The organism is Bradyrhizobium nivariense (assembly GCF_029846695.2).
Classification (GTDB): domain Bacteria; phylum Pseudomonadota; class Alphaproteobacteria; order Rhizobiales; family Xanthobacteraceae; genus Bradyrhizobium.
In genome coordinates, this window is the sequence record NZ_JARWCR020000057.1 from 1 (window position 1) to 24,327 (window position 24,327).

Sequence of the window (24,327 nt, forward strand, 5' to 3'; positions counted from 1 at the left end):
GGCATTCCGGCAGCAACGTCGTCTGCTGGCGATCCACCCCTTGAACGAAACCCCGCATCAATTCCCCCCGCGATTCAGCAAGAGAATCATAGCATCGACGGAGTTTTTACACAGCCTGGGTCAAAAGGCGGAATGCCGGAATTGCCTGCTTAGGTCTGCTTCATCCCTGGAGGCGGAGATCCCTCATATCCTGAAGTGCGATGAGATCAGGATGAATCATCATCGCGCTTTAGGGTTGTTGTTTGAGCATGATCTTTTCGGAAAACCGCTTCGCGCTTTTCCGGATCATGCTTTAGGACACGCCCCAGCCGCCTTCACCCCGACGCCAGCCCCGTCCGACGCCTTAAATCCGTGATCGCGCGCAAAAAGCTGTCGGCCGGCGTCGTCTCCGGATCGATCAGCCGGTGCAGGCGAAAGCCGTCTTCCAGGGCCAGCACGACGGAGGCCATCCACGGCGGGTTCAGCGTGTCGTTGCGGCCGTTGCTCTTCGACGTCGCCTCGACAATGTCGGCGATCAGCTTGCGCCGCGCGCGCAGGCGTTTTGCAAGCTCCGGGCGGCGCTTCTCGGCGCGCGCGACAAAGAGGATCATTTCCATGTGCAGCAGCGGCGAACGGCCGAGCGGATCCTGCCTTGTGCGATCCATCGCCTTCAACGCCGCGATGAAATCGTCGAGATTGTCGTGCTGCGCGAGGATGTCCATGTTGCGCCGGATCGACTGCGCGACATGGTCCTCCAGCATGGCGATGATCAGCTCGTCCTTGCTCTTGAAGTTCGAATAAAACGCGCCGCGGGTGTAGCCGGCCGCCGCCGCGATCGCCTCGATGCTGGCGCCGCCGATGCCGTCTTCCTCGAACACGCGCGCGGCAGCCTCGAACAGCCTGTCGCGCGTGTCGTCCCTGGTCGGCCTGGTTCTCACCCTTGACATCGGAGCAGTTTAGGGCAGAATGCAACTCGATACAACAATGTATCGAGTTGATAATTCAGGGATGGTTACGCTGCGCAAGAGGGCCTGCCCGGCGTATTCGATTCATGCGGCAACCGATTTGAGGTCACCATGATCGAGCAGGTGCCAGGTGCAAACGGCGATCCGCTGTTCAATCCGCTGTCGCCGGACTTCATCCGCGATCCCTATCCGCATTATGACCGGCTGCGCGCGATCTATCCGATCCACGTGACTCCGTTCGGCCAGTTCGTCGCCGGCCGCCACGCCGAGGTCAGCCTCGCGATGCGCGACAAGCGCTTCGGCAAGGATTTCGTCGAGCGTTCCAAGCGCCGCTATAGCGAGAAGATCATGGAGGAGCCGGTCTTCCGCAGCATGAGTCACTGGATGCTGCAGGCCGATCCGCCGGACCACACCCGCCTGCGCGGCCTGGTCGTGAAGGCCTTCACCGCCCGCCGCGTCGAGGACATGCGGCCGCGCATCCAGGAGATCGTCGACCAAACCATCGATGCCGTGATCGACCGCGGCCACATGGACCTGATCGAGGACTTCGCCTTCCGCCTGCCTGTGACCATCATCTGCGACATGCTCGGCATCCCCGAGGACCATCGCGAAATCTTCTATAACAGCTCGCGCGACGGCGGGCGATTGCTCGATCCCGTGCCGCTCTCGCCGGAGGAGATCGCGAAGGGCAACGCCGGCAACATGATGGCGCAGATGTATTTCCAGCAGCTGTTCGAGCTGCGCCGCCGCAACCCCGGCGACGATCTCATCACCCAGCTGGTGCAGGCCGAGGAAGACGGCAACAAGCTCACCAACGAGGAGCTGACCGCCAACATCATCCTGCTGTTCGGCGCCGGCCACGAGACCACGGTCAATCTGATCGGCAACGGCCTGCTGGCGCTGCATCGCAATCCGGACCAGCTCGCGCTCCTGAAGGCGCGGCCGGAGCTGATGGTGGGTGCGATCGAGGAATTCTTGCGCTACGATTCCTCGGTGCAGATGACCGGGCGCGTTGCGCTGGAGGAGATCGACGATCTCGGCGGCGCGAAGATCCCCAAGGGCGAGACCGTGCTCTGCCTGCTGGGCTCGGCCAACCGCGACCCGGCGATCTATCCTGACCGGCCCGACCGGCTGGACGTCACCCGCCAGAATGTGAGGCCGCTGTCGTTCGGCGGCGGCATCCATTTCTGCCTGGGGGCTCAATTGGCGCGCATCGAGGCCGAGATCGCCATCGCCACGCTGTTGCGTCGGCTGCCGGATCTGCGCATCGACGACGTCGAAAACCCGGAATGGCGGCCTACCTTCGTGCTGCGCGGCTTGAAGCGGCTGCCGGCGAGCTGGTAATAGCTGCCGGCGTTAACCTCCGCGCGCAACAGTCGCTGTGACTTCGCCACACTTCCCTCTATATAAGGGGCGGTTCCGGTACGTCTGAGGCCCTAAGGCTCAGGCAAGGCCCGCATCCGGTTTGGCCGAGGGGAGACCCGTGCAGACGACGCTGCTCGGATTGGCGATTGCCTTTATCTTAGCGCTGCTGGCCGCGCTGATCGGGCCTTACTTCGTCGACTGGAACCAGTTCAGGCCCCAGTTCGAAGCAGAGGCTGGCAGGATCATCGGCGTGCCGGTGCGGGTGGCGGGCAAACTCGACGCGCGGCTCTTGCCGGCGCCGACGCTGCGGCTGCGCGCGGTCACCTTCGGCGGCAACAACGATCTCGGCCGCCTGCGCGCCGACAAGCTCGACGTCGAGTTCAGCCTGAGCTCCCTGATGCGCGGCGAATGGCGCGCCACCGAGCTTTCGGTCAATGGCATGGCGGTCGATCTCGGCCTCGATGCGCGCGGGCGGGTCGATCTGCCGTCCACCGCGAGCGGCAGCTTCAATCTGGCTTCGCTGGCGATCGAGCGGCTGAACCTCACCGGCCGCATCGCGCTGCATGATGCCGCCAGCCGTTCGACGCTGGAGCTCAACGACATCGCCTTCTCAGGCGACGTGCGCTCGCTGGCCGGCTCGGTCCGTGGCGACGGCAGTTTCACCGCCGCCGGGGTGCGCTATCCGTTCCGCGTCTCCTCCGGTCCGAGCGCCGACGGCAACGCCACCCGCCTTCACCTCAACATCGATCCCGGCGAGCGCGCTGTCCTCGCCGATCTCGAAGGCGTGCTTGCCTTCGACAACCGCCTGCCGAAATTCGACGGCGTGCTGACGCTCGCCGTGCCGGCGCCGAAGAAGCCGGGCGATGCGGGGCCGATGCCCTGGAAGCTCTCCACCAAACTCAAGGCCGATCCGGCCGGCGCCAAATTCGAGCAGATCGATGCCAGCTTCGGCCCCGAAGACACCGCGCTGAAGCTCGGCGGCGTCGGCGATATCAGGTTCGGCGCGTCGCCGCTGCTGCGTGCGGTGCTGTCGGCGCGCCAGGTCGATGCCGACAAGCTGACCGGCAAGGACGTTACCGAGCCGCAGCGCATCCTTCCGGCGCTCCGCGCGGGCCTCGCTGCAATCCCGCAGGCCCCGATCCCGGCGCAGATCGAGTTCAACTCCGACCAGATCATGCTCGGGGCACGGCCGCTCCAGAACATCACGGCCGAGCTTGCGACCGACGGAAGGTCCTGGACCTTCCAGCGGCTCGATCTGCGCGCGCCAGGCCAGACGCAGCTCTCGCTCAACGGCGCGACGCCCGGCGCCGACAGTTTTAGCGGCCGTCTCAGCGTCGATTCCTCCGATCCCGATACGCTGGTGGCCTGGCTCCAGGGCCGCAGCGAGGTCAACCGCCGCAGCACGCGGCCGCTGCGTCTCGCCGGCGACGTGACCATCGCCGCCAACCATTTCGCCATCGACAGGCTGAAGGCCGAGATCGAGGGCGGCGCGGTCGAAGGCCGCATCGCTTTCGTCCAGACCGGCGCGAGCAAGGGCTCGCGGATCGACGCGGAGCTCAAGGCCGACCGCCTCGACCTCGATGCCGTCGCAAGCTTCGTGCGCGCGCTCGCGGGGCCGCAAGGAGAATGGCCGGAGGAAGCGAAGCTTTCGCTCGATATCGGCCGCGCGATCTCAGCCGGACAGGAGCTGCGGCCGTTCACGGCAAAACTCGGCTACGGCCCGGCATCGCTCTCGCTGGAGCAGTTGCGGTTCGGCCAGGCCAGTGGCGTGACCACGGAAGCGAGTGGCAGCTTCGACCGGGTCAAGGCCACGGGCAAGCTCGCGCTGAAATCCTCCGCCAATTCGCTGCGCGATCTCACCGCGCTGCTCGAACCGTTTGCGCCTTCGGTCCGCGCGCGCTTCGACGCCATCCCGTCGCTGCCAGGCGCGACGCGCCTCAAGCTCGACCTCAGCCTCGACAAGAACGCCGAGCATGCCGACCGCAACGACGCGCGCGCCGTGCTCGACCTCGACGCGCCGCAGCTCAAGGCCACCGCGACGCTGGCCGCGCAGACGCCGGTCGCCGCCGTCAACGGCATCGATATCGACCGCTTGCGCAACAGCGACTTCACGCTGGACTCGAAAGTCTCGACACCGCAGGCCAGCGCACTGCTGGCGTTGCTCGGGCTCGATCGCGTGATGGCCGCAGGCGAGGGCGCTTCGCAGTTCGAAGGCAAGCTGAGCGGCGCCTGGCGGCGGCCATTGCAACTGAACGCAAAGCTCAGCGGCGGCGGGCTGGACGCGGACGCGCAAGGCAGCGTCGAATTGTCGGAGCCCAAATCGTCCGAGCTCAAGGGCAGCGTGAACCTGCGCGTGCGCAATGCCAACCTGGCCCCGCTGTTCGGGTCCAGCCCGGCCGACAAACCGGTGCAGACCGTCAACCTGTCCTCGCGCGTCGGCTTCTCCGGCAACCGCCTGACCCTCGACGATCTCGACAGCACCGCGGTCGGCTCGCGTCTGCGCGGCCATCTCGCGGTGACGCTCGATCAGGAGAAGACCATCGATGGCGAAGTCGGCCTGGACACGCTCGACTTCGTGCCCGCGCTCGCGATGGCCATCGGCGCGGCCGGACACGATGCCGGCCAGCCGTTGAGTGCGGGGCTTCTCGGTGGCTGGCGCGGCCGCATCGCCTTCCAGGCCTTGCACGGCACGTTGCCCGGCGGCATCGAGCTGCGTCCCTTCGGCGGTACGATCCGGAGCGACGGTCAGTCGCTCGCGCTCGACGCGCTGAAGGGCGGTGTCGGCGGCGGCGAGATCTCGGCGAGCCTTGATGCGCGCAATGGCGCCAATGGTCTGACGTTGAACGCGCGTGTCGAGCTCGGCAATGTCGATGCGGCGGTGCTGCGCTATCGTGACCTCGCGCTGCCGAAGGGACGCGCCTCGGTGCAGATGGCGCTGACCAGTCAGGGCCGCAGCGTCGCGGCGCTCACCGGCGCGCTCGCCGGCAATGGCACGGTGACGTTGGACGCCGCTGAAATCTCCGGCCTCAATCCGCGCGCTTTCGAGATCGCCATCCGCGCCAGCGACGGCGGCCAGGTTGCCGACGACAACCGGCTGCGGCAGCTGGTCGAGCCCGCGCTGTCGGCAGGCCCGATTGCAGTGGCCTCGGCGCAGATCCCGTTCACGATTCGCGACGGACGCCTGCGCGTCGGCGCAACGTCGCTAGAGGCGAAGAACGCGCGTGCCATCGTCTCCGGCGGCTACGACATCCCCGCCGACCAGGCCGACATCCGCGCCAGCCTGACGCCGATCATGACCGGGCTCTCCGGCGCGCCGCCGGAGATCCAGCTGTTCGCGGCCGGTCCCCCCGACAGGCTCAACCGCACCGTCGATCTCGCGCCGCTGTCCTCGTGGCTCGCGGTGCGAACGATCGATCGCGAAACGCGGCGGCTGGACGCCATCGAGCGCGGCGAGCCGCCGCCGGCGACCGCCGCGCTGCCGACACTGGTCTCGCCGGACCCGGTGCCGGAGCCGTCGTTGCTGGATGTGCCGATGCCCGGCCGCGATCCGCGCCGTGCGCCGCCGCCGAAGCCCAAGGCCGATATCAGGGGCGCGCCGACGCCGAAGGCGCCGCAGCCAGCTCCCGCAGCTCCAAGTCCTCCACTCACAAGTCCTCCACTCACAAGCCCGCCGCTTGCAAGCCAGCAGATCGCACCGTTGCCCCCGCCGATCGAGGTGAGGCCGGCCCCGGGCCCGCCGCCCGCAAAGCCCAGGCCGAAGCCGCCGCTGGTGCTGACGCCGTCGAATCCGTGAGATGCGCAGGCACTGTCTTCGCGGCCATCCTTCGAGACGCCCGCCTTTGGCGGGCCCTCAGGATGAGGTCTCGTTTGCGCGGTGAAATCTGAGACCCTCATGGTGAGGAGCGCCGCCTTGCGGCGCGTCTCGAACCATAAGGCCGAGCAGGTTCGCAGTCGCCGTCATCCGGCGCCGTCTCGAAAGGCCTTGCCCGCAGGTAAACCCATTTCCTCGCATTTTAACGAATTTTGCCCGGCAAAACTGATTTGCCGATTTTACTGAATTCTCGCGTTTGATCGCTAGCGTTGGTTGCAGAGACATCCAGTGTCCCGCCACGAGCGGCGGGGCCGCTCGCCAAAGAAACTGCCAAGAACTGGGGTTATCGAGATGAACGGCGCGACAACACTTCTGCAGGATCTGGACGACGCGATCGCACGCGGCACCGACGAAAGCCGGACCAAGGCGTTGTGGCATGCGACCGACATTCTGATCACCGGCCGCTACAGCGACGACGAGATCAGCACGTTCGGCGAGGTCATCGGCCGGCTCGCCGACGAGATCGAGGTCGCCGCGCGGGTGCAACTCTCCGAGGTAATGGCAGCCTGCGATCACGCCCCGCTCAACGTCATCGAAAAGCTCGCCCTCGACGACGCGATCGAGGTCGCCGGTCCCGTGCTGCGCGACTCAACCCGTATCGACGAGAAGATGCTGGTCGAGAGCGCCATGACCAAGGGCCAGTCGCATCTGCTGGCGATCGCCCAGCGCAAATCGATCGGCGAGGCCGTCACCGACGTGCTGGTCAAGCGCGGCGACCAGGAGGTCGTGACGTCGGTTGCCAGGAACGAGGGCGCGCGCTTCTCCGGTTCGGGCTTCCTCCACATGGTCCGCCGCGCCGAGGGCGACTCGATTCTTGCCGAGCAGCTTGGGCTGCGCAAGGACGTGCCGCGTCACGTCTTCCAGCAGCTCATCTCGAAGGCGTCGGAGGACGTCCGCCGTCGGCTCGAGAGCGAGCGGCCGGAGATGATGGCGCAGATCCAGAGCTCGGTGACCGAGGTCACCGGCGACCTGCAGTCGAAGTTCGGCCCGTCCTCGCGCAGCTATTTCGTCGCCAAGCGCGTGGTGACGACGCAGTACCGGCAGGGCAACCTCAACCAGGACTCGATCTCGAACTATGCGCGCCAGCACCGCTTCGACGAGGTGCAGATCGGCCTGTCGCTGTTGTCGTCGCTGCCGGTCGATGTGATCGAGCGTGCGATGATGGATCGCAATCGCGAGATGATCCTGGTGCTGTGCAAGGCGCTCGACTTCTCCTGGGACACGACCATGTCGCTGCTGTTCCTCGGCGCCAAGGATCATCTGATCACGGCGCGTGAGCTCCACGACAACGAGCGCGATTTCGGCAAGCTCAAGATCGAGACCTCACGCAGCGTTTTGAAGTTCTACCAGTCGCGCAAGACCGGCACCGATTCCGTCACGGGCCGTCAGCCCGAGCTCCAGGTACATTGAGCGGTACACTGAACAGGTACACCGAGCATCATCCGGGAATGGCAGGGGAGTATTTGCAATGTTGCCTCAATTCGGCGCCGCACTTCGCAAGAATCCGAACAAGAACCTCAACAAGGCTGCAGCCGGCGATGTCGGCGGCGGAGCATCGGACCAGGCCTCGGTCGACGCCGCCTGGCTCGTGCTGGAAGCCGCCAACGACCTCGGTGACCACGCCGCGATCGAAGCCTGCCGCCGCGTCATCGACGCCGAGCTGAACGGCACGGTGGCCGGCAGCGCGGATGTCGATCTCGTGCTGGGATATTTTCGGTAAGCCTCCGTAGGCGTCCAATGGCACATCAATGCGCCGACAGCGGCGCGGCCGTAGCATGGGTAGAGCCCTTGCGAAACCCATCGCCGTCTGAGTGCGTCAAGGCATGATGGGTTTCGCTTTCGCTCTACCCATCCTTGCTACGGGCCGCAGGCTGCGCTGCCGCGAGCTGCACACTTCGCCGCCAAATGTTCAGAATTGCCTATACGGAATTCGGCTACAGAAAGGCCTCGTCGAAGCGGGGCCTTTCTGCTTGATCTTGCCGCCATTCGGGTTCGCGGCAGGAACTGTGGAACTGCGAAGCATCGCCAAGAAAGCTGCACATTTGTGTCGTGTAACTTCGCGCCGGTCGGAATCGTGCATGCCGCGACGGATGCTGGCCGGCCCCGAGCCCAAACCAAAGCTCAAATCCAAGCCTTAAGCCTAAGCTCAATGCAAATAATGTCGGAACCACCTTCAATCCTGATCGTGGAGGACGAATATCCGCTCCAGGGCATACTTGAGAGCGCGCTCGCCGACGCCGGGTTTGCATCCGACATCCTCTCCTCGGGCGAGGAGGCGATCACCATCTTCATCGCCAGAGGAAAGCATCACAAGGCGCTTGTGACCGGCGTCTATCTTGGCGGCAAGCTGAATGGCTGGGAACTCGCCCGCAGGATGAGAGAGAAACATCCAGACCTTCCGGTCGTGTATATGATGGCCGGCGCCGATCTGGAATTATGGAAGTCGCAAGGCGTGCCCAACAGCGTGCCTCTCGAAAAACCGTTCCAACCCGAACGGCTCATCGCCGCGCTCCAGGAGTTTTGAAGCCTCGAGAATTCGATCCCGCGACCGCATGGCCGGGCTGGTTCGCGGCCCGGCCGTCTATGCCTTCGGCATCGCCGCCCTTCACCGCCGGATGCGGTAGATCACGACATCTTCGCCGTGACGGATCGTGCTGCGCTCGAGGAGGTAGTTCGCTTTCTCCAGCACGCGGCGCGATGCGGCATTGCCGACATAGACAAGGCCGATCAGAGACGGCAGCTCGAGTTGCGACAACCCGATGTCCGTCAGCGCAGTCGCGGTCTCGCTCGCAAGTCCCTGGCCCCAGCACGCGCGCGTGAACGCGTAGGCAATCTCGATCTCGTCGATATCATCCACCAGGATGTGCCGGATGCCGGCGCGCTCGGCGAAGGATCCGTCTTTCGTTCGCAGCGTCCAGAGCCCGAAACCATACTGGTCCCAATGCGCCATGTTGGCGCCGAGATAGGACTTCGTCACCTCAGGTGCACGCACGCCGCCGAGATAGCGCGACACCTCGGCGTCGAGATGCAACGTGACGAGATCGGCGAGGTGAGCTTCGCGAAGCCTCTCGGCGGTCAGTCTCGTCGTGCTGAAATGTTCCATAGGAACAGATAGCCGCTTCCAAGGTAGGGCGTCGAGTAACATTGATGCGGAATAACTTTCACTGCGTTCGACCGCGGCGACCTTCTGCCGAACCAGAAAGGGCTTGCGAACCAGAAAGGGCTTGCGAACCAGAAAGGGCTTGGGCTCGGCCTGTACATTGCCCAGGAGATCGCGCGCGCCCATGCGGGTTGATCGTCGCGTCATCGGTGCGGGATGAAACGGTATTCACCGCGTCATTCCCGGCAACACAGGCAGGCGGCTGAGAAGGCGTGCCACGCCGGCATATCCTGCCGTCACGGAGCGTCTCGCCAATTCTCGGACAATGCCATCCTGCTCCTGTTTTGCCCGACGGCGCAACCGCCTCGTAGCGTGGAGTCCGGATTGCGCGAGGCACTATCGGCTACGGCCGGACGATTTTCACACACGCGTAACCCATTGATCTCACAGCGTCGGTCTACTGTGCATGGGGTTGTTTTCGCAGTTTTGGTTTCGAGGGGGCTACCCCGCCCCGAACGCGACCGCGACGTTGTAGGTCAGGAGGCTCGCCGCGTAGGCCAGCACGAGCATGTAGCCGAATGTCGCCGCCATCCAGGTCCAGCTTCCGGTCTCGCGCCGGATCACGGCCAGCGTGGATGCGCATTGCGGGGCGAAGATGTACCAGGCCAGCATCGACAGCGCGGTCGCGAGCGACCATTTCGTCGCCAGCACCTGGCCGATCTGCTCGGCCGCTTCCTTGCCGCCTTCGATCGCATAGACGGTGCCGAGCGCCGCCACCGCGACCTCGCGCGCCGCCATGCCCGGGATCAGCGCGACCGCGATCTGCCAGTTGAAGCCGACGGGGGCGAGCAGCGGTGCGAGCGCCTTGCCGATGATTGCGGCGAGGCTGAAGTCGATCGCGGGTTCGGTGGCGCCTAGCGGCGGCTGCGGGAACGAGGCCAGAAACCAGATCAGGACCATCATCGAGAAGATCGTGGTGCCGGCGCGGTGCAGGAACATCTTGGCCCGCGTGTAGACGCCGATCGCGATCGATTTCAGCCGCGGCATCTTGTAGTCCGGCAGCTCCAGCATGAACGGCGCCGGCGCATAGTCGCGCAGCATGAAGAATTTTATGAGGAACGAGACGGCAAGCGCGCTGGCGATGCCGGCGGCGTAGAGGCCGAACATCACGAGGCCCTGCAGGTTGATGAAGCCCCAGACGTCCCTGGCCGGAATGAAGGCGGAGATGATCAGCGTGTAGACCGGAATGCGCGCCGAGCAGGTCATCAGCGGCGCGATCAGGATCGTGGTCAGCCGGTCGCGCTTGTTGTCGATCACGCGCGTCGCCATGATGCCGGGAATGGCGCAGGCAAAGCTAGACAGCAGCGGAATGAAGGCGCGGCCGTGCAGGCCGGCACCGCCCATGATGCGGTCCATCAGGAAGGCGGCGCGCGCCATGTAGCCGAAATCTTCCAGCAGCAGGATGAACAGGAAGATGATGATGATCTGCGGCAGGAACACGATCACGCTGCCGACGCCCGAGATCACGCCGTTCTGAAGGAAGCTCTGGAAGAGACCGGCGGGCAGGCTGGCGTGCACGAACTCGCCGAGCGCATCGAAGCCGTTGTTGAGCAGCTCCATCAGCGGCTGCGCCCAGGCGAACACCGCCTGGAACATCACGAACAGGATCAGCGCCAGCACGACGAGGCCGGCGACGGGGTGCAGCACCACGGCGTCGATCCGTGCGGTCCAGGTGTCGGGGCTAGCAGGCAGGCTGACGCAGTCGGCGATGATGCGGTCGGCCTCGCGCTGGGTGGCGCGCAACTCGGCGACGCTGAGCGCGCGCCAAGTGTTCTCCCCCGGCTCGGCGGCGAGTCTTGCCGAGATCTCGTCGGTCAGCGTCAGGAGGTCGGCGGTACCGCCCTTGCGCACCGCGATCGAGGTGACCACGGGCACGCCGAGCTCCTTGGCGAGCCGCTCGACGTCCACAGTGATGCCGCGGCGGTTTGCGATGTCGAACATGTTGAGGACGAGGATCATCGGCCGGCCGGTGCGCTTGAGCTCCAGCAGCAGGCGGATGGTCAGGCGCAGATTGGTGGAATCGGCCACGCACAGCACGAGGTCGGGCACGGTCTCGCCGCTGGCCTTGCCGAGCACGAAGTCGCGGGTGATCTCTTCGTCCGGGCTGCGGCCGCGCAGCGAATAGGTGCCGGGCAGGTCGACCACGGAGACCTGGCGCCCCAAGGGCGTGACGAAGAAGCCTTCCTTGCGCTCGACGGTGACGCCGGGATAGTTCGCGACCTTCTGCCGGCTGCCGGTCAGCGCATTGAACAGCGAGGTCTTGCCGCTGTTTGGCGTGCCGACCAGGGCGAGATGCAGCAGGGGTGCTTCCATGTGATCAAAGGCCTGGAATTGGGATCCGGTCGCGTCAGGCGACGATGATGGCCATGGCTTCGCGCCGGCGCACCGCGATCGTGATGTTGTCGACCCGCACGGCGATCGGGTCGCGTCCGACCAGCCCCTCGTGCAGGACCTCGACCCGGGCGCCCTCGACGAAGCCGAGCTCGATCAGCCGGCTCTCGAGCTCGATGTCGGAGAGCGCCGAGCCCGAGTCCTTGGCGGAAAGGTGCTGGATGACGCCGGTATAGCCGCGCTGGGCCAGGCCCAGCGGCATCTGCGGACGCGTATCATGGATGTCGGTCATGCCCTGTATTTTCAACGCAGGGCATCGAGGTCAAGCGCGCTCGGTCGCCGAAACTGCACCTTAGAGTGATTTTAAAGTACCGGCTTCGCGACGGAGGCGATTGGCGCCAGGATCGGCGCCAGGGCGGCTACTGGGCCGAGACCTTTTCCGACTGGATGGCGGCCATGGCGCGGGTCTTGAAGTAGTCGAGCACGAACAGGCGGATCGCCGAAGACAGATTGCCCTGCTGGCGGTTGCCGTCGATCTCGCCGACCAGCTCGGACAGCGTCATGTTGCGCAGGCCCGAGATCTCCTTCATGCCGTTCCAGAACGCCTCTTCCAGGCTGACGCTGGTCTTGTGGCCGGCGACGACGATCGACCGTTTCACGACGGGCGACTTCATGGCTGCTCCTCGCGATCGATCTGGTGCTGGTCCAGGTGTGCCTTCGCCTGGTCCGCGCGTGTCTCCTCCGCCGACCGTTCCGCCTTCGTGCGGCCGAACTTCGTTCGGTTGGCGTCCGCCTGCTTCGCCGTGGCTTCCCGCTCGGCGCGCTTCCGGAAACGATTCAGGTTGATGACGTTCCCCATGCCGCGTCTCCATCATCCGATCCTCCGTGGACAGGATGAAACCTTCAGAAACAGGGTGCCGCGTTGCGCCCCACAAGACTTGATCGCCATTCGCTCGTCCTCGTCAATCGGCCCTTGGGCCATCAAACGATGAATCTGGCCCCGTGGAGGGCAGAGGGGCTGCGTAACACGCCACCCCGCAGCGACATTGACGGTAATCAAATCCCGCCCTCAAAGCCCTATATTTTTGCGACGCGCGGGTCCGTATCACTACGGATGCCTATCGGAATTCGGAATCTTATCCCGGGCTGGTCATCTTCTCGGGACGCACCAGGCGGTCGAACTCGTCCGCCGAGACGAAGCCGAGACGCAGGGCCTCTTCCTTCAGCGTGGTGCCGTTGGCGTGCGCCGTCTTGGCCACCTTGGCCGCATTGTCGTAGCCGATCTTCGGGGCGAGCGCCGTCACCAGCATCAGCGAGCGCTGCATCAGCTCCTTGATCCGCTTCTCGTCGGCGCGGATGCCGCTGACGCAATGCTCGGTGAAGGAGCGCGCGGCGTCCGCCATCAGCCGGATCGAGTGCAGCATGTTGTAGGCCAGCACGGGCTTGTAGACGTTGAGCTCGAAATGGCCCTGGCTGCCGGCGACCGTGATCGCGGTGTGATTGCCGAACACTTGGCAGCACACCATGGTCATCGCCTCGCACTGCGTCGGATTGACCTTGCCCGGCATGATCGAGGAGCCCGGCTCGTTCTCCGGCAGCATCAGTTCGCCGAGGCCCGAACGCGGGCCCGATCCGAGCAGGCGGATGTCGTTGGCGATCTTGAACAGGCCTGTCGCGACCGAATTGATGGCGCCGTGCGCCAGCACGTAGGCGTCGTTCGAGGCCAGCGCCTCGAATTTGTTGGCGGCGCTGGTGAAGGGCAGCTTCGTAATCCCGGCGACGTGCTTTGCGAACAGTTTTGCAAAGCGCGGCTTCGAATTGAGGCCGGTGCCGACGGCGGTGCCGCCCTGCGCCAGCGGATAGAGCTCCTTCACCGCGACCTTGAGCCGGGCGATGCCGCTTTCGACCTGCGCGGCATAGCCGGAAAATTCCTGGCCGAGCGTCAGCGGCGTCGCATCCTGGGTGTGGGTGCGGCCGATCTTGACGATCTTGGCGAACTCCTTCTCCTTCTTGCGAAGCGCGCGCAGCAATTCGCCGAGGGCGGGGACGAGATCGAAGGCGATGCGGCTTGCCGCCGCGATATGCATCGCGGTCGGGAACGAGTCGTTCGATGACTGGCTCATGTTGACGTGATCGTTGGGATGCACCGGCTTCTTGGCGCCGAGCCCGCCGCCGAGCATCTCATTGGCGCGGTTGGCGATGACCTCGTTGAGGTTCATGTTGCTCTGCGTGCCCGAGCCGGTCTGCCACACCACGAGTGGGAAGTGATCGTCCAGCTTGCCCTCGATCACCTCGCGCGCGGCGCGGATGATGGCGTTGGCGCGGCGCTGGTCGAGCAGGCCGAGCTCCTGGTTGGACTGCGCCGCGGCGAGCTTGACGATGCCAAGCGCATGCACGAGCGAGATCGGCATGCGATCGATGCCGATGCGAAAATTCTGGCGCGAGCGTTCGGTCTGCGCCCCCCAATAGCGATCGGCGAGGACCTCGATGGGGCCGAAGCTGTCGGTCTCGGTGCGGGTCGCGGGGCGCGAGGAGCGGTCGGTCTTCGCGCGGGCAATCTTCGAGCGGGAAGTCTTCGAGCGGGACGTCTTGGCCATGAGCACATTCCATTCCGCCGCACGAAAATGCCGCGCGACCTCTTCATGTGTATAGGGAGTTTGGCCGCGCGCGACGGGCTCCGGCCCAATCTAGATCATTTCTTGCGGAAACGGTCCAATCGCACGACTTCGGCGCCGCCCTGGTTCGGGGCCGCCGGCTCTTCGGTGCTTTCCGCCGGTTCGGTGGCAGGCGCGGGCACCGCGACAGCGGACGGGGCGGGAGCGGCCGGCAATGTCTCGGGCGAGACCTCGGCGACATCGGAGGTCTCGAACTGGAGGCCGAATTTCACGGACGGATCGAGGAAGCTCTTGATGGAGTTGAACGGCACGATCAGCCGCTCCGGAATGCCGCCGAAGGACAGGCCGACCTCGAAGCGGTCCTCGAGCACGGTCAGATCCCAGAACTGGTGCTGCAGGATGATCGTCATCTCTTCCGGATATTGCGCCAGCAGCCGCGACGACAGCTTCACGCCCTCGGCCTTCGACACGAAGGTGATGAAGAAATGGTGCTCGCCGGGCAGTCCTTGGGACGCGGCGTCGGTCAGCACCTTGCGCAGCACGCCGCGCAGCGCGTCGCGGGCCAGCACATCGTATCGGATATGATCGGTCGCCATGGTGGTCCTGTTGCATTCCAGGAGTTGGGCCCTGCCGGCCCGACTCGCCAAGCCGCAATAGTACCGCGCCTGACGAGTCAGCAGGAGTCCCCGCCGGGTAGGAAATAAGAGGTAAGTGGAGGCTTCTGTTGCCAGGTGCCTCCGAACCCCGCCTAACGGAGCTTAACCCGTTAGGACTTCAGAATGGTCTTTCAAACTGCGTTACGCAGCCTGAGCAACCGGAGCAAAGTTGTCGTTGGCAACTATTGCATAGCCCGATAACGGCGGAACAATACCGAGAAAAAGAACGCCCTTTACGCCCTCGTCGATCCTATTTCGCCCCCGCCAAAACCCGCCTATAGGGCTAGCCCGCTGGTGGGTTTTGGTGGAGGCGCCGGGTACCGCCCCCGGGTCCGAATGGTTTATTGCGACGGCCGTTTATTTCCATAGCCGGCGAACCGGCACCCCCAATATAGGGGGCAAAGCTTTCAAATGACAGGGTGTTTCGAACGGCCATCCCGAGGTTCCCTCTGGATAGGTTCCCGACGGGCTTGGCCGCGCGACGGCCCGCGTTCTAAGCTCCTGACATGTCCGAGGATTCCGCACCGGCCGCCCAAGAACGAGATCAAGAGCCGGACCGTCCAGCCACCCACGCCGTTCCGCCGGGCTTGCTCGCGCTGTTCCTGGCCTTCGCCCGGATGTCGCTGGCCGGTTTTGGCGGGGTCTTGGTGTTTGCCCGGCAGGCCATCGTCGAGCAGCACCGCTGGATGACGGCGGACGAGTTCAACGAGACTTTTGCGCTCTGCCATTTCCTGCCCGGGCCCAACATCGTCAATCTGTCGATGGTGTTCGGCGCGCGGCTGCGCGGGATCGCCGGCGGTATTGCCGCCTTTGCAGGGCTGTTGCTGCCGCCCACGCTGATCATGACGGTGCTCGCGATCATCTACGCCCGGTTCGGCGATGTGGAGGTGCTGCGTCGCATCCTCGCAGGCATCTCCTGTGCGGCGGTCGGCCTCTTGATCGCGGTGGTCTTCCGGATGATGATTCCGCTGCTCAAGCGGCTGGACGCCGTCGCGCTCATCCTGATGCTGGGCGTGTTCCTCGCCATCGGCGTCCTTCGCCTGCCGCTCCAGGCCGTGCTTTTGGTCGCGATCCCCGTGAGTGTCGGCGCCACGTTCCTGATGCGGCGGAAGGTAGCAGCATGATCGCCGAGAACCCGATCTGGGCGCTGATCTCCACCTTTGGTCTGATGTCGCTGTTCGCAGTCGGCGGCGCCGCGGCGGCGGTGCCCGAGATGCACCGTATCGCGGTCGATGTGCATCACTGGATGACCGACAAGCAGTTCGCCGACGCCTATGCGATCGCGCAGCTCTCGCCAGGTCCGAACGTGCTTATCGTCACGTTAATCGGCTATGCCGTCGCCGGCATCCCGGGCGCGCTGGCGGCGACCTTGGCCATGTGCCTGCCGACGGCGCTGCTTGCCTATTATGTCAGCCGGCTCCTCAACCGGCCGAGCCAATCGCGCTGGCCCGGGCTGATTCAGGCTGCACTGGTTCCGCTCTCGATCGGGTTGATGGCAGCGAGCGCCCTGATCTTGGCCCAGTCGACCGATCGCACCATTGCTGCGCTGCTCCTGACCGCGACGGTTGCAGTTGTCGCATACGTCTCGCGCATCAATCCGCTATGGCTTCTGCTCGTCGGGGGCCTGTTGGGTTTTGCTGGCATTGTGTAGTGAAAATCGCTAGGCAGTGATCCGGGCGGGGGATCCATTTCCAGCCGATTAGAACAACATTGCTCGTGGCTTACGGGCCGCGGAGGAGACATGCATGGCCGATACGATGGGCCACTCGGCGACGACCACCCGAAACACCTCGGTGGTGATCGGCTTTTGTCTGCTGGCCGTTGCGCCGCAGATATTCGAATTCATCTGGTCGATCGGGACGATTTTTGGCTGGGGCGCCGGACGCGGGCCGGCCACCGTCGTGATCAGCCATGCCACGGCGCTGCTCGCGGGCGCGCCCGGCGCGCTGATCGGAGCGATCGGCGGTGACACCAAGAAGGCGTCATCCGAGGTGCTGCTGGCGCTGATCTATTCCTATCCGCTGTTTGCGGTCGCGATTCTCACGATCTTCATGACGATCAGATCGGCGCAGGACTATGTCGGCGGGATCGCTCTGATGGCGCTCGCGTTGTTCGCGCTGTGGGCCTCCAGCGATTTGCAGGGGATGCGCGGCTTCTCCTTTGGCGCAGGCACGGCGCCGCGGATGTTTGGCGGGCTGCTCGTCGCACTTGGCGCCGGCATCGCGTTGACGGGACTGCTGACCGATGGGCCTGCCATGGCGCACTATGCCTGGCGCGGGCCGCTCTTCGTGATGGTCTCGATCGTCTTCTTCGCGCTGGCGATTCGTCCGCTTGGGGTCGTAGTTACGGCGTTCGCGAGCTTCCTGATCGCGGCGATGGGCACGCATGAGACGCGCTGGGTCGAAGCGATCATCGTCGGCGCCTGCCTGACGCTTGGCTGTGCACTGCTCTTCCCCTACGTGCTCGGGCTGCCGATGCCGATGTTCCCGCGCTTTTTGGTTCAGTGAGGGTGTGATGTTCGATCTCTTCCACAATCTGGGCCTCGGTTTCGGTGTGGTGTTTCAGATCTCCTGGTGGTCACCCTGGTGGCTCTACGGCCTGTCGCTCCCGATCTCGATCAATATTCTCATGTGCCTGATTGGCGCATTGGTTGGCACGCTGGTCGGCGTGCTGCCCGGTATCGGCACCGTCGCAACCGTGGCGATGCTCCTGCCGATCACGTTCGGATTGCCGCCGGTCGGCGCGCTGATCATGCTCGCCGGCATCTATTACGGTGCGCAATACGGCGGCTCGACCACCTCGATCCTGGTCAATATTCCCGGTGAGGCGACATCCGTCGTCACGGCCATCGACGGCCACCAGATGGCGAAGCAGGGCCGTGCCGGCCCGGCGCTGGCGATTGCGGCGATCGGCTCGTTCTTCGCCGGCTGCGTTGCGACGGTGCTGATCGCCGTGCTCGGTGCGCCGCTGACCAAGCTCGCGTTGGCGTTTGGTCCGGCTGAATATTTCTCGCTGATGGTGCTCGGCCTGATCTTCGCGGTGGTGCTGGCCAAGGGCTCGGTGCTGAAGGCGATCGCGATGATCGTGTTCGGCCTGTTGCTGTCGATGGTCGGCTCCGACATCGAGACCGGCGCTTCCCGCATGGCGTTCAACATTCCGGAGCTTGCCGACGGCCTCGGCTTCGCGACGGTGGCCATGGGCGTGTTTGGTTTCGCCGAGATCATCCGCAATCTCGACGCCGGTGCCGAGATGAACCGCGACCTCGTGCAGCAGAAGATCACCGGCCTGATGCCGACCAAGAAAGATCTGATCGACTCCGCGCCTGCGATCCTGCGCGGCACTGTGCTCGGTTCGATCCTCGGCATCCTGCCGGGCGGCGGCGCTGTCATCGCGTCCTTTGCGTCCTATACGCTCGAGAAGAAGATCGCCAAGAACCCGTCGCGGTTCGGCCGTGGCGCGATCGAGGGCGTGGCGGCGCCGGAAAGCGCCAACAACGCCGCGGCACAGACCTCCTTCATCCCGCTGCTGACGCTCGGCATCCCGCCAAACGCGGTGATGGCGCTGATGGTGGGCGCGATGACCATCCACGGCATCGTGCCGGGTCCGCAAGTGATGCAGAAGCAGCCGGAGCTGGTCTGGGGCATGATTGCCTCGATGTGGATCGGCAATCTGATGCTGATCATCATCAACCTGCCACTGGTTGGAATCTGGGTGCGGCTGCTGCGCGTGCCGTACCGGCTGATGTTCCCCTCGATCGTGATCTTCTGCGCGATCGGCATCTACTCGGTGAACAACGCGCCGGTCGACGTCATCCTCGCGGGCGTGTTCGGTCTGGTCGGCTACTGGCTGATCAAGCACGATTTCGAGCCGGCGCCGCTGCTGCTCGGCATGGTGCTGGGGCCGCTGATGGAAGAGAACCTGCGCCGCGCGCTGCTGATCTCGCGCGGCGACTGGAGCGTATTCCTGACGCGTCCGCTGTCGGCCGTGCTGCTGGCGATTGCGGCGTTCCTCCTGGTGCTCACGGTGCTGCCCGCGTTGCGCGCCAAGCGTGACGAGGTGTTCACCGAATCCGAGAACTGAGAGCGACGCTCCCTGCGTCGTCGCCGCGCCTGCGTCGGCGCGCCGCATTCGGAAGTCGAATCGACTTGTGTGACCGCTTCGTGAAATGAAAATGCCGGCCCTTGTGGCCGGCATTTTTGTTTGTGTCGGAGGGGATCGAGATGACTTCTATTCGCGCGCTTGCTGCAGGCGCATGTGCCGCTGCGCTCGCATCGCTGTGCGGCTTTGTCGCACCAGGCGCGGCGCAGACCTATCCGACGCGTGGCATCACCATGATCGTGCCGTTTGCTGCGGGTGGTCCGACCGACGTGATCTCGCGCATCGTCACCGCGCACATGGCGCAGACGTTCGGACAGAGCATCGTCATCGAGAACGTGGTCGGCGCCGGCGGCACCACTGCCACCGCGCGCGCCGCGCGCGCGGCCAATGACGGCTATACGCTCATCACCGGGCATATGGGCACGCACGCCGCCTCCGTGCCGCTTTATCCCAAGCTCGCCTATCATCCCGAAAAGGATTTTGAGCCGATCGCGCTGCTCGCGGGCACGCCGATCCTGATCCTGGCGCGCAAGGATTTTCCGCCGAAGGACCTCAAGGAATTCGTGACTTACGTGAAAACCAATGCCGAGAAGGTGAACGCTGCGCATGCCGGCGTCGGCTCGGTCTCGCATGTGTCCTGCGAGCTGCTGCACTCCATCCTCGACATCAAGCCGGTCGGCGTACCCTTCAACGGCACCGGACCCGCGATGAACGCGCTGGTCGGGGGACAGGTCGATTACATCTGCGACCAGATCGTCAACGCCGTGCCGCAGATCAATGCCGGCACCATCAAGGCTTATGCGATCGCAACGGCGGAGCGCAATCCGTCGCTGCCGAACGTGCCGACGACGGCGGAGGCGGGCTTGCCCGCCTTCCAGGCCCAGGCCTGGAACGCCATGTTCGCGCCGAAGGGAACCTCGCCTGCCATCGTAGCGAGCCTGAACGCCGCGGCGGTCAAGGCGCTCGACGACGAGACCGTGCGCAAGCGCCTGCTCGAGCTCGGCAGCGTCATTCCGCCGCCTGCGGACCGAACGCCGGAGGCGCTGGCGAAACTCGTCAAGAACGAGATCGCGAAATGGACCCCGGTGCTCAAGCCGGCAAGTTAGCCAGCAGGATCAAGTCGATAGGCAAGGGGCGGGACGCTGAGTTCCGCCCTTGTCGTTTGCACCGGGAACGCTCATTTTTCCGGGTATAATGCGTATGGATGGCGAATCGCCGCTGTCGCAGCGCGGGGGTGGCCGTTAAATTCGCCACCTCCCCAAAGGCACACACATGCACCAGTATCAGGACCTGCTCGAGCGGATTCTTTCAGACGGCGCCGAAAAGACCGACCGGACCGGCACCGGCACGCTGTCGGTGTTCGGCCATCAGATGCGCTTCAACCTATCCGCCGGTTTTCCGATGCTGACCACCAAGCGCCTGCCGCTGAAGGCGATCGTGCATGAGCTGTTGTGGTTCCTGAAGGGCGACACCAATATCAAATATCTACGCGACAACGGCGTCACCATCTGGGACGAGTGGGCGGACGCCAACGGCGATCTCGGCCCGGTCTACGGCCATCAATGGCGTTCCTGGCCGGCGCCGGACGGACGCAGCATCGACCAGATCGCCAACGTGATCGACATGATCAAGCGCAATCCGGACTCGCGCCGCCTGATCGTCTCGGCCTGGAATCCGGCCGAGGTCGACGAGATGGCGCTGCCGCCGTGCCACTGCCTGTTCCAGTTCTACGTCGCCAACGGCAAGCTGTCGTGCCAGCTCTATCAGCGCTCGGCCGACGTGTTTCTCGGCGTGCCCTTCAACATCGCCTCCTATGCGCTGCTCACCATGATGGTGGCGCAGGTCACGGGTCTCAAGCCCGGCGACTTCGTGCATTCGTTCGGTGACACTCATCTCTATTCCAACCATCTGGAGCAGGCGAAGCTCCAGCTCACGCGCGCGCCGCGCGCGCTGCCGGTGATGCGGATCAATCCTGATGTGAAGGACATCTTCTCCTTCCGCTACGAGGATTTCGAGCTTGTCGGCTACGATCCGCATCCGCACATCAAGGCGGCGGTCGCGGTCTGACGCCGATGTCGCTCAATATCCGCAGTGCGCAGCCCGGAGAAGCCGGGCTGGTTCTTGCTTTCATCCGCGAACTCGCCGAGTACGAAAAGCTCTCGCACGAGGTCGAGACGACCGAGGCGATGATCGCCGACGCACTGTTCGGCGAGCGACCGCAACTCCATTGCGCCCTCGCCGAGTGGAACGGCGAGCCGGTCGGCTTCGCGGTGTGGTTCGTCAACTTCTCCACCTTCAGCGGCCGCCACGGCATCTATCTCGAAGATTTGTATGTGCGGCCGTCGCATCGCAGCAGGGGCCTCGGCAAGGCGCTGCTGGTTTATCTGGCCAGGGAATGCGTCAAGAATGGCGGGTCGCGGCTGCAATGGGCGGTGCTCGACTGGAACGCGCCGTCGATCGCGTTCTACAAATCGCTCGGCGCGGTCATGCTGGACGACTGGACGCTGTGCCGCGTCACCGGGCCTGCGCTGACACGGCTTGCCGGGAGCGCGTCGTGATGGAGATCGTCTTCGTGGTGGCGATCGCAGAGAACGGCGTCATCGGCACCGGCAACGCGATCCCGTGGCGATTGAAATCCGACATGGCGCGCTTCAAGGCGCTCACGATCGGCAAGCCCGTGATCATGGGCCGCAAGACGTTCGAATCCCTGCCCCGGCCGCTTCCGGGCCGCACCAACATCGTCCTCACGCGCGATGCGGATTACCGCGCTACCGGCGCCATCGTCACGACATCGACTGCCGACGCAGGCGCCGTCGCCCGCGGCGATGCCTTGCGGCGTTCGGTCGCCGAGATCGCAGTGATTGGCGGCGCCGAAATCTATCGGCAATGGCTCGATCGCGCCGATCGCCTCGAAATCACCGAAGTGCATGCGCGTCCCGAAGGCGCCACGCATTTCGACATCGACAGGGCAGAGTGGGATGAGGTGGCGCGTGTCCACCATCCCGCCGGGCCCCATGACAGCGCCGACTACTCCTATGTGACATATCGTCGGCGGGTGGGCCATTAACCGCTTTCGTCAATGTTTACATTGACTTTTTCGTGCCCGAGCATAGCTCGGAAGACGGCGAGGGCTGCGTTGTAAGGGACCTGCCTGTCCCCTATAAAGCCGGACCGGACAAAGCGGGCGGGGGCAAATTCACCCTGCCGAGGAGAGCGTCAAATGCCGTGGAAGAATCAGGGCGGTGGCCCATGGGGCTCGGGTCCGAAGGGACCATGGGGCAACGGCCCGCAACCGGTCGGGCCGAGGCCGCCGGATCTGGAAGACCTTCTGCGGCGCGGCCAGGACCGCCTCCAGCAGATCATGCCGGGCGGCTATTTCTCCGGCATTGGCATCACGCTGATCGTGCTGCTCATCGTCGCGTTCTGGCTGCTGTCGGGCTTCTTCCGGGTGCAGTCCGAAGAGCTCGGAGTCGTGCTGCGCTTCGGCAAGCATGTCCGCACCGTGGATCCCGGCCTGAACTATCACCTGCCCTATCCGATCGAGACCGTGCTGCTGCCGAAGGCACTGCGCGTTTCCACGATCTCCATCGGCATGACGCTGATCGAGGATCCGGCGCGGCGCGGCCGTTCCATTCGTGACGTGCCGGAAGAGAGCCTGATGCTGACCGGCGACGAGAACATCGTCGACGTCGACTTCACCGTGCTCTGGCGCATCAAGCCCAACGGCGTTGGCGATTTCCTCTTCAACATCCAGAATCCCGAAGGCACCGTGAAGGCGGTCGCCGAGAGCTCGATGCGCGAGGTGATCGGCCGCTCGCAGATCCAGCCGATCCTGACCGGCGCGCGCAACGTCACCGAACAGGGCGTGCAGGAACTTATCCAGAAGACCCTGGACACCTACGGCGCCGGCATTCAGATCAGCCAGGTGCAGATGCAGAAGGTCGACCCACCGGCGCAGGTGATCGACGCCTTCCGCGACGTCCAGGCGGCGCGCGCCAATCTCGAGCAGCTGCAGAACGAGGCGCAGACCTATGCCAACCAGGTCGTGCCGCAGGCACGCGGACGTGCGGCGCAGATCGTGCAGGCCGCCGAAGGCTACAAGGAGCAGACGGTCGCCGAGGCCAAGGGCCAGAGCTCGCGCTTCCTGAAGGTTTACGAGGAATACAAGAAGGCGCCCGACGTGACGCGTGAACGGATTTATCTGGAGACGATGGAGCGCGTGCTCGGCGGCTCGGAAAAGCTCATCTATGACGGCGGCCAGTCGGGCCAGGGCGTCGTGCCTTATCTGCCGCTCAGCGAATTGACGACCAAGCGGCCACCTGCAACCGGCCAGCAGACGACCGGAGGCAACCGATGAGGTCTCCGGTTACAGGCATCGTCACGCTGCTCGGACTCCTGCTCGTCGTGATCGTGGGCTACATGTCCCTGTTCACGGTGGCGCAGACCGAGCAGACCATCGTGCTGCAGTTCGGCAAACCCGTCGACGTCGTTACCGATCCCGGCCTGCACTTCAAGGCGCCGTGGAATTCGGTGATCAACATCGACAAGCGCATCCTCGATCTGGAGAACCCGTCGCAGGAAGCGATCGCGTCCGACCAGAAGCGCCTGGTGGTCGACGCCTTCGCACGTTACCGCATCAAGGACGCGTTGCGCTTCTATCAGAGCATCGGCTCGATCCAGGCCGCCAACATCCAGCTCACCACGCTCTTGAACGCGGCGCTGCGCCGCGTGCTCGGCGAGGTCACCTTCATCAACGTGGTCCGCGACGACCGCGAGAAGCTGATGCAGCGCATCCGCGATCAGCTCGACCACGAGGCCGACGGCTACGGCATCCAGGTCGTCGACGTCCGGATCCGCCGCGCCGATTTGCCGGAGCAGAACAGCCAGGCGGTCTATCAGCGCATGAAGACGGAACGCGAGCGCGAAGCCGCCGAGTTCCGCGCGCAGGGCGGCCAGAAGGCACAGGAGATCCGCTCCAAGGCCGACCGTGAGGCGACCGTGATCGAGGCAGAAGCAAGGTCGCTGGCTGAGCAGACGCGCGGCGTCGGCGATGCCGAGCGCAACCGTCTGTTCGCCGAAGCCTACGGCAAGGATGCGGATTTCTTCGCCTTCTACCGCTCGATGACGGCCTATGAGAACGGGCTGCGTGCGAACGATACCCGCTTCCTGCTGCGGCCGGACTCGGATTTCTTCCGGTTCTTTGGTAACCCGTCCGGCAAGCCGGCGACCACGACGCCAGCGAAGCCGTAAGCCAGACAAGGGCGGCAGGTCCGGCCGCCCTTCGTCC

Annotated in this window: 24 protein-coding genes, 1 other RNA gene and 1 pseudogene; 17 read left to right on the forward strand and 9 right to left on the reverse strand. The window is 64.7% G+C overall.

Annotation, left to right across the window (positions count from 1 at the left end):
- Positions 1-355: hypothetical protein (locus QCM77_RS33320; RefSeq protein WP_279686315.1), on the forward strand; the 355-nt coding region annotated here is incomplete at its 5' end.
- Here the strand turns inward: QCM77_RS33320 and QCM77_RS33325 are convergent.
- Complete coding sequence (locus tag QCM77_RS33325) at positions 315-926, reverse strand: TetR/AcrR family transcriptional regulator (RefSeq protein WP_279661039.1); 612 nt, start codon at positions 924-926, stop codon at positions 315-317. The two genes, QCM77_RS33320 and QCM77_RS33325, sit on opposite strands and share 41 nt — an antisense overlap.
- Positions 927-1,055: 129 nt before the next feature.
- Between QCM77_RS33325 and QCM77_RS33330 the strand changes: the two genes are divergently transcribed.
- The 5 genes from QCM77_RS33330 (at position 1,056) to QCM77_RS33350 (ending at position 8,704) form a co-directional block, all read left to right on the forward strand.
- Positions 1,056-2,288, forward strand: a complete 1,233-nt coding sequence (locus tag QCM77_RS33330) for a cytochrome P450 (protein ID WP_279661040.1) — start codon at positions 1,056-1,058, stop codon at positions 2,286-2,288.
- Positions 2,289-2,427: 139 nt separating this feature from the next.
- Positions 2,428-6,102 carry an AsmA family protein gene (locus QCM77_RS33335; RefSeq protein WP_279661041.1) on the forward strand — a complete coding sequence of 1,225 codons (3,675 nt, stop codon included), beginning with the start codon at positions 2,428-2,430 and terminating at the stop codon, positions 6,100-6,102.
- A 369-nt stretch (positions 6,103-6,471) separates the two neighbouring features.
- Positions 6,472-7,590 carry a DUF2336 domain-containing protein gene (locus QCM77_RS33340; RefSeq protein ID WP_279661042.1) on the forward strand — a complete coding sequence of 373 codons (1,119 nt, stop codon included), beginning with the start codon at positions 6,472-6,474 and terminating at the stop codon, positions 7,588-7,590.
- Positions 7,591-7,648: 58 nt separating this feature from the next.
- Positions 7,649-7,900, forward strand: coding sequence for a hypothetical protein (locus tag QCM77_RS33345; RefSeq protein WP_279661043.1), 252 nt, complete (start codon positions 7,649-7,651; stop codon positions 7,898-7,900).
- Positions 7,901-8,254: 354 nt separating this feature from the next.
- On the forward strand, positions 8,255-8,704 hold the full coding sequence (locus QCM77_RS33350) for a response regulator (RefSeq protein ID WP_279661044.1): 450 nt from the start codon (positions 8,255-8,257) through the stop codon (positions 8,702-8,704).
- A gap of 81 nt (positions 8,705-8,785) precedes the next feature.
- Here the strand turns inward: QCM77_RS33350 and QCM77_RS33355 are convergent, their stop codons facing one another.
- Positions 8,786-9,283 (reverse strand): GNAT family N-acetyltransferase, encoded by a 498-nt coding sequence (locus QCM77_RS33355; protein ID WP_279686316.1) that lies wholly within the window; start codon positions 9,281-9,283, stop codon positions 8,786-8,788.
- A gap of 126 nt (positions 9,284-9,409) precedes the next feature.
- Between QCM77_RS33355 and QCM77_RS33360 the strand changes: the two are divergent.
- Positions 9,410-9,546: pseudogene (locus QCM77_RS33360) on the forward strand (sensor histidine kinase); the annotation flags it as partial.
- 235 nt (positions 9,547-9,781) lie between these two features.
- Here the strand turns inward: QCM77_RS33360 and feoB are convergent.
- The 7 genes from feoB to ssrA form a co-directional block, all read right to left on the reverse strand.
- Positions 9,782-11,653, reverse strand: a complete 1,872-nt coding sequence (gene feoB / locus QCM77_RS33365) for a ferrous iron transporter B (RefSeq protein WP_279686317.1) — start codon at positions 11,651-11,653, stop codon at positions 9,782-9,784.
- 34 nt (positions 11,654-11,687) lie between these two features.
- Positions 11,688-11,963, reverse strand: coding sequence for a FeoA family protein (locus QCM77_RS33370; protein WP_279661047.1), 276 nt, complete (start codon positions 11,961-11,963; stop codon positions 11,688-11,690).
- A 127-nt stretch (positions 11,964-12,090) separates the two neighbouring features.
- The gene (locus QCM77_RS33375) at positions 12,091-12,345 is read right to left on the reverse strand and encodes a ribbon-helix-helix domain-containing protein (protein WP_279661048.1); all 255 of its coding nucleotides are present in this window, start codon (positions 12,343-12,345) and stop codon (positions 12,091-12,093) included.
- Positions 12,342-12,530: a DUF4169 family protein gene (locus QCM77_RS33380; RefSeq protein WP_211397403.1), complete on the reverse strand. Its 189-nt coding sequence runs from the start codon at positions 12,528-12,530 to the stop codon at positions 12,342-12,344. The genes QCM77_RS33375 and QCM77_RS33380 overlap by 4 nt, the downstream gene beginning before the upstream one ends.
- A 277-nt stretch (positions 12,531-12,807) precedes the next feature.
- The gene (fumC, locus tag QCM77_RS33385) at positions 12,808-14,268 is read right to left on the reverse strand and encodes a class II fumarate hydratase (protein WP_279686318.1); all 1,461 of its coding nucleotides are present in this window, start codon (positions 14,266-14,268) and stop codon (positions 12,808-12,810) included.
- A gap of 95 nt (positions 14,269-14,363) precedes the next feature.
- Complete coding sequence (locus tag QCM77_RS33390) at positions 14,364-14,882, reverse strand: SspB family protein (protein ID WP_279661050.1); 519 nt, start codon at positions 14,880-14,882, stop codon at positions 14,364-14,366.
- A 114-nt stretch (positions 14,883-14,996) separates the two neighbouring features.
- Positions 14,997-15,363, reverse strand: a transfer-messenger RNA (tmRNA) gene (gene ssrA, locus QCM77_RS33395).
- Between the two features lie 85 nt (positions 15,364-15,448).
- On the opposite strand from ssrA, the gene QCM77_RS33400 reads away from it, so the two are divergent.
- From QCM77_RS33400 to hflC, 10 genes are all read left to right on the forward strand, one after another.
- Positions 15,449-16,066 carry a chromate transporter gene (locus tag QCM77_RS33400; RefSeq protein ID WP_279686319.1) on the forward strand — a complete coding sequence of 206 codons (618 nt, stop codon included), beginning with the start codon at positions 15,449-15,451 and terminating at the stop codon, positions 16,064-16,066.
- Positions 16,063-16,593 carry a chromate transporter gene (locus tag QCM77_RS33405; RefSeq protein WP_279686320.1) on the forward strand — a complete coding sequence of 177 codons (531 nt, stop codon included), beginning with the start codon at positions 16,063-16,065 and terminating at the stop codon, positions 16,591-16,593. Before QCM77_RS33400 ends, QCM77_RS33405 begins: the two co-directional genes overlap by 4 nt.
- 94 nt (positions 16,594-16,687) lie before the next feature.
- Positions 16,688-17,449, forward strand: coding sequence for a tripartite tricarboxylate transporter TctB family protein (locus QCM77_RS33410; protein ID WP_279661053.1), 762 nt, complete (start codon positions 16,688-16,690; stop codon positions 17,447-17,449).
- Positions 17,450-17,456: 7 nt separating this feature from the next.
- Entirely contained in the window at positions 17,457-19,022 is a 1,566-nt protein-coding gene (locus QCM77_RS33415) for a tripartite tricarboxylate transporter permease (RefSeq protein WP_279661054.1), read from the forward strand.
- A 140-nt stretch (positions 19,023-19,162) separates the two neighbouring features.
- Positions 19,163-20,146 carry a tripartite tricarboxylate transporter substrate binding protein BugD gene (locus tag QCM77_RS33420; RefSeq protein WP_279661055.1) on the forward strand — a complete coding sequence of 328 codons (984 nt, stop codon included), beginning with the start codon at positions 19,163-19,165 and terminating at the stop codon, positions 20,144-20,146.
- Between the two features lie 166 nt (positions 20,147-20,312).
- Complete coding sequence (locus QCM77_RS33425) at positions 20,313-21,107, forward strand: thymidylate synthase (RefSeq protein WP_279686321.1); 795 nt, start codon at positions 20,313-20,315, stop codon at positions 21,105-21,107.
- 5 nt (positions 21,108-21,112) lie between these two features.
- Positions 21,113-21,598 carry a GNAT family N-acetyltransferase gene (locus QCM77_RS33430; protein WP_279661057.1) on the forward strand — a complete coding sequence of 162 codons (486 nt, stop codon included), beginning with the start codon at positions 21,113-21,115 and terminating at the stop codon, positions 21,596-21,598.
- Entirely contained in the window at positions 21,598-22,107 is a 510-nt protein-coding gene (locus tag QCM77_RS33435; protein WP_279661181.1) for a dihydrofolate reductase, read from the forward strand. The genes QCM77_RS33430 and QCM77_RS33435 overlap by 1 nt, the downstream gene beginning before the upstream one ends.
- A gap of 153 nt (positions 22,108-22,260) precedes the next feature.
- Entirely contained in the window at positions 22,261-23,397 is a 1,137-nt protein-coding gene (gene hflK, locus QCM77_RS33440) for an FtsH protease activity modulator HflK (protein WP_279661058.1), read from the forward strand.
- On the forward strand, positions 23,394-24,290 hold the full coding sequence (gene hflC, locus QCM77_RS33445) for a protease modulator HflC (protein ID WP_279661059.1): 897 nt from the start codon (positions 23,394-23,396) through the stop codon (positions 24,288-24,290). The genes hflK and hflC overlap by 4 nt, the downstream gene beginning before the upstream one ends.
- The last annotated feature ends 37 nt before the right edge of the window (positions 24,291-24,327 follow it).

Excerpts from the sequence above, each read along its gene's own strand:
- QCM77_RS33325 (WP_279661039.1), bottom strand. The coding sequence starts at position 926 with ATGTCAAGGGTGAGAACCAGGCCGACCAGGGACGACACGCGCGACAGG.
- QCM77_RS33330 (WP_279661040.1), top strand. The coding sequence starts at position 1,056 with ATGATCGAGCAGGTGCCAGGTGCAAACGGCGATCCGCTGTTCAATCCG.
- QCM77_RS33340 (WP_279661042.1), top strand. The coding sequence starts at position 6,472 with ATGAACGGCGCGACAACACTTCTGCAGGATCTGGACGACGCGATCGCA.
- QCM77_RS33345 (WP_279661043.1), top strand. The coding sequence starts at position 7,649 with ATGTTGCCTCAATTCGGCGCCGCACTTCGCAAGAATCCGAACAAGAAC.
- QCM77_RS33355 (WP_279686316.1), bottom strand. The coding sequence starts at position 9,283 with ATGGAACATTTCAGCACGACGAGACTGACCGCCGAGAGGCTTCGCGAA.
- feoB (WP_279686317.1), bottom strand. The coding sequence starts at position 11,653 with ATGGAAGCACCCCTGCTGCATCTCGCCCTGGTCGGCACGCCAAACAGC.
- QCM77_RS33370 (WP_279661047.1), bottom strand. The coding sequence starts at position 11,963 with ATGACCGACATCCATGATACGCGTCCGCAGATGCCGCTGGGCCTGGCC.
- QCM77_RS33375 (WP_279661048.1), bottom strand. The coding sequence starts at position 12,345 with ATGAAGTCGCCCGTCGTGAAACGGTCGATCGTCGTCGCCGGCCACAAG.
- QCM77_RS33380 (WP_211397403.1), bottom strand. The coding sequence starts at position 12,530 with ATGGGGAACGTCATCAACCTGAATCGTTTCCGGAAGCGCGCCGAGCGG.
- fumC (WP_279686318.1), bottom strand. The coding sequence starts at position 14,268 with ATGGCCAAGACGTCCCGCTCGAAGACTTCCCGCTCGAAGATTGCCCGC.
- QCM77_RS33390 (WP_279661050.1), bottom strand. The coding sequence starts at position 14,882 with ATGGCGACCGATCATATCCGATACGATGTGCTGGCCCGCGACGCGCTG.
- QCM77_RS33400 (WP_279686319.1), top strand. The coding sequence starts at position 15,449 with ATGTCCGAGGATTCCGCACCGGCCGCCCAAGAACGAGATCAAGAGCCG.
- QCM77_RS33405 (WP_279686320.1), top strand. The coding sequence starts at position 16,063 with ATGATCGCCGAGAACCCGATCTGGGCGCTGATCTCCACCTTTGGTCTG.
- QCM77_RS33410 (WP_279661053.1), top strand. The coding sequence starts at position 16,688 with ATGGCCGATACGATGGGCCACTCGGCGACGACCACCCGAAACACCTCG.
- QCM77_RS33415 (WP_279661054.1), top strand. The coding sequence starts at position 17,457 with ATGTTCGATCTCTTCCACAATCTGGGCCTCGGTTTCGGTGTGGTGTTT.
- QCM77_RS33420 (WP_279661055.1), top strand. The coding sequence starts at position 19,163 with ATGACTTCTATTCGCGCGCTTGCTGCAGGCGCATGTGCCGCTGCGCTC.
- QCM77_RS33425 (WP_279686321.1), top strand. The coding sequence starts at position 20,313 with ATGCACCAGTATCAGGACCTGCTCGAGCGGATTCTTTCAGACGGCGCC.
- QCM77_RS33430 (WP_279661057.1), top strand. The coding sequence starts at position 21,113 with ATGTCGCTCAATATCCGCAGTGCGCAGCCCGGAGAAGCCGGGCTGGTT.
- QCM77_RS33435 (WP_279661181.1), top strand. The coding sequence starts at position 21,598 with ATGGAGATCGTCTTCGTGGTGGCGATCGCAGAGAACGGCGTCATCGGC.
- hflK (WP_279661058.1), top strand. The coding sequence starts at position 22,261 with ATGCCGTGGAAGAATCAGGGCGGTGGCCCATGGGGCTCGGGTCCGAAG.
- hflC (WP_279661059.1), top strand. The coding sequence starts at position 23,394 with ATGAGGTCTCCGGTTACAGGCATCGTCACGCTGCTCGGACTCCTGCTC.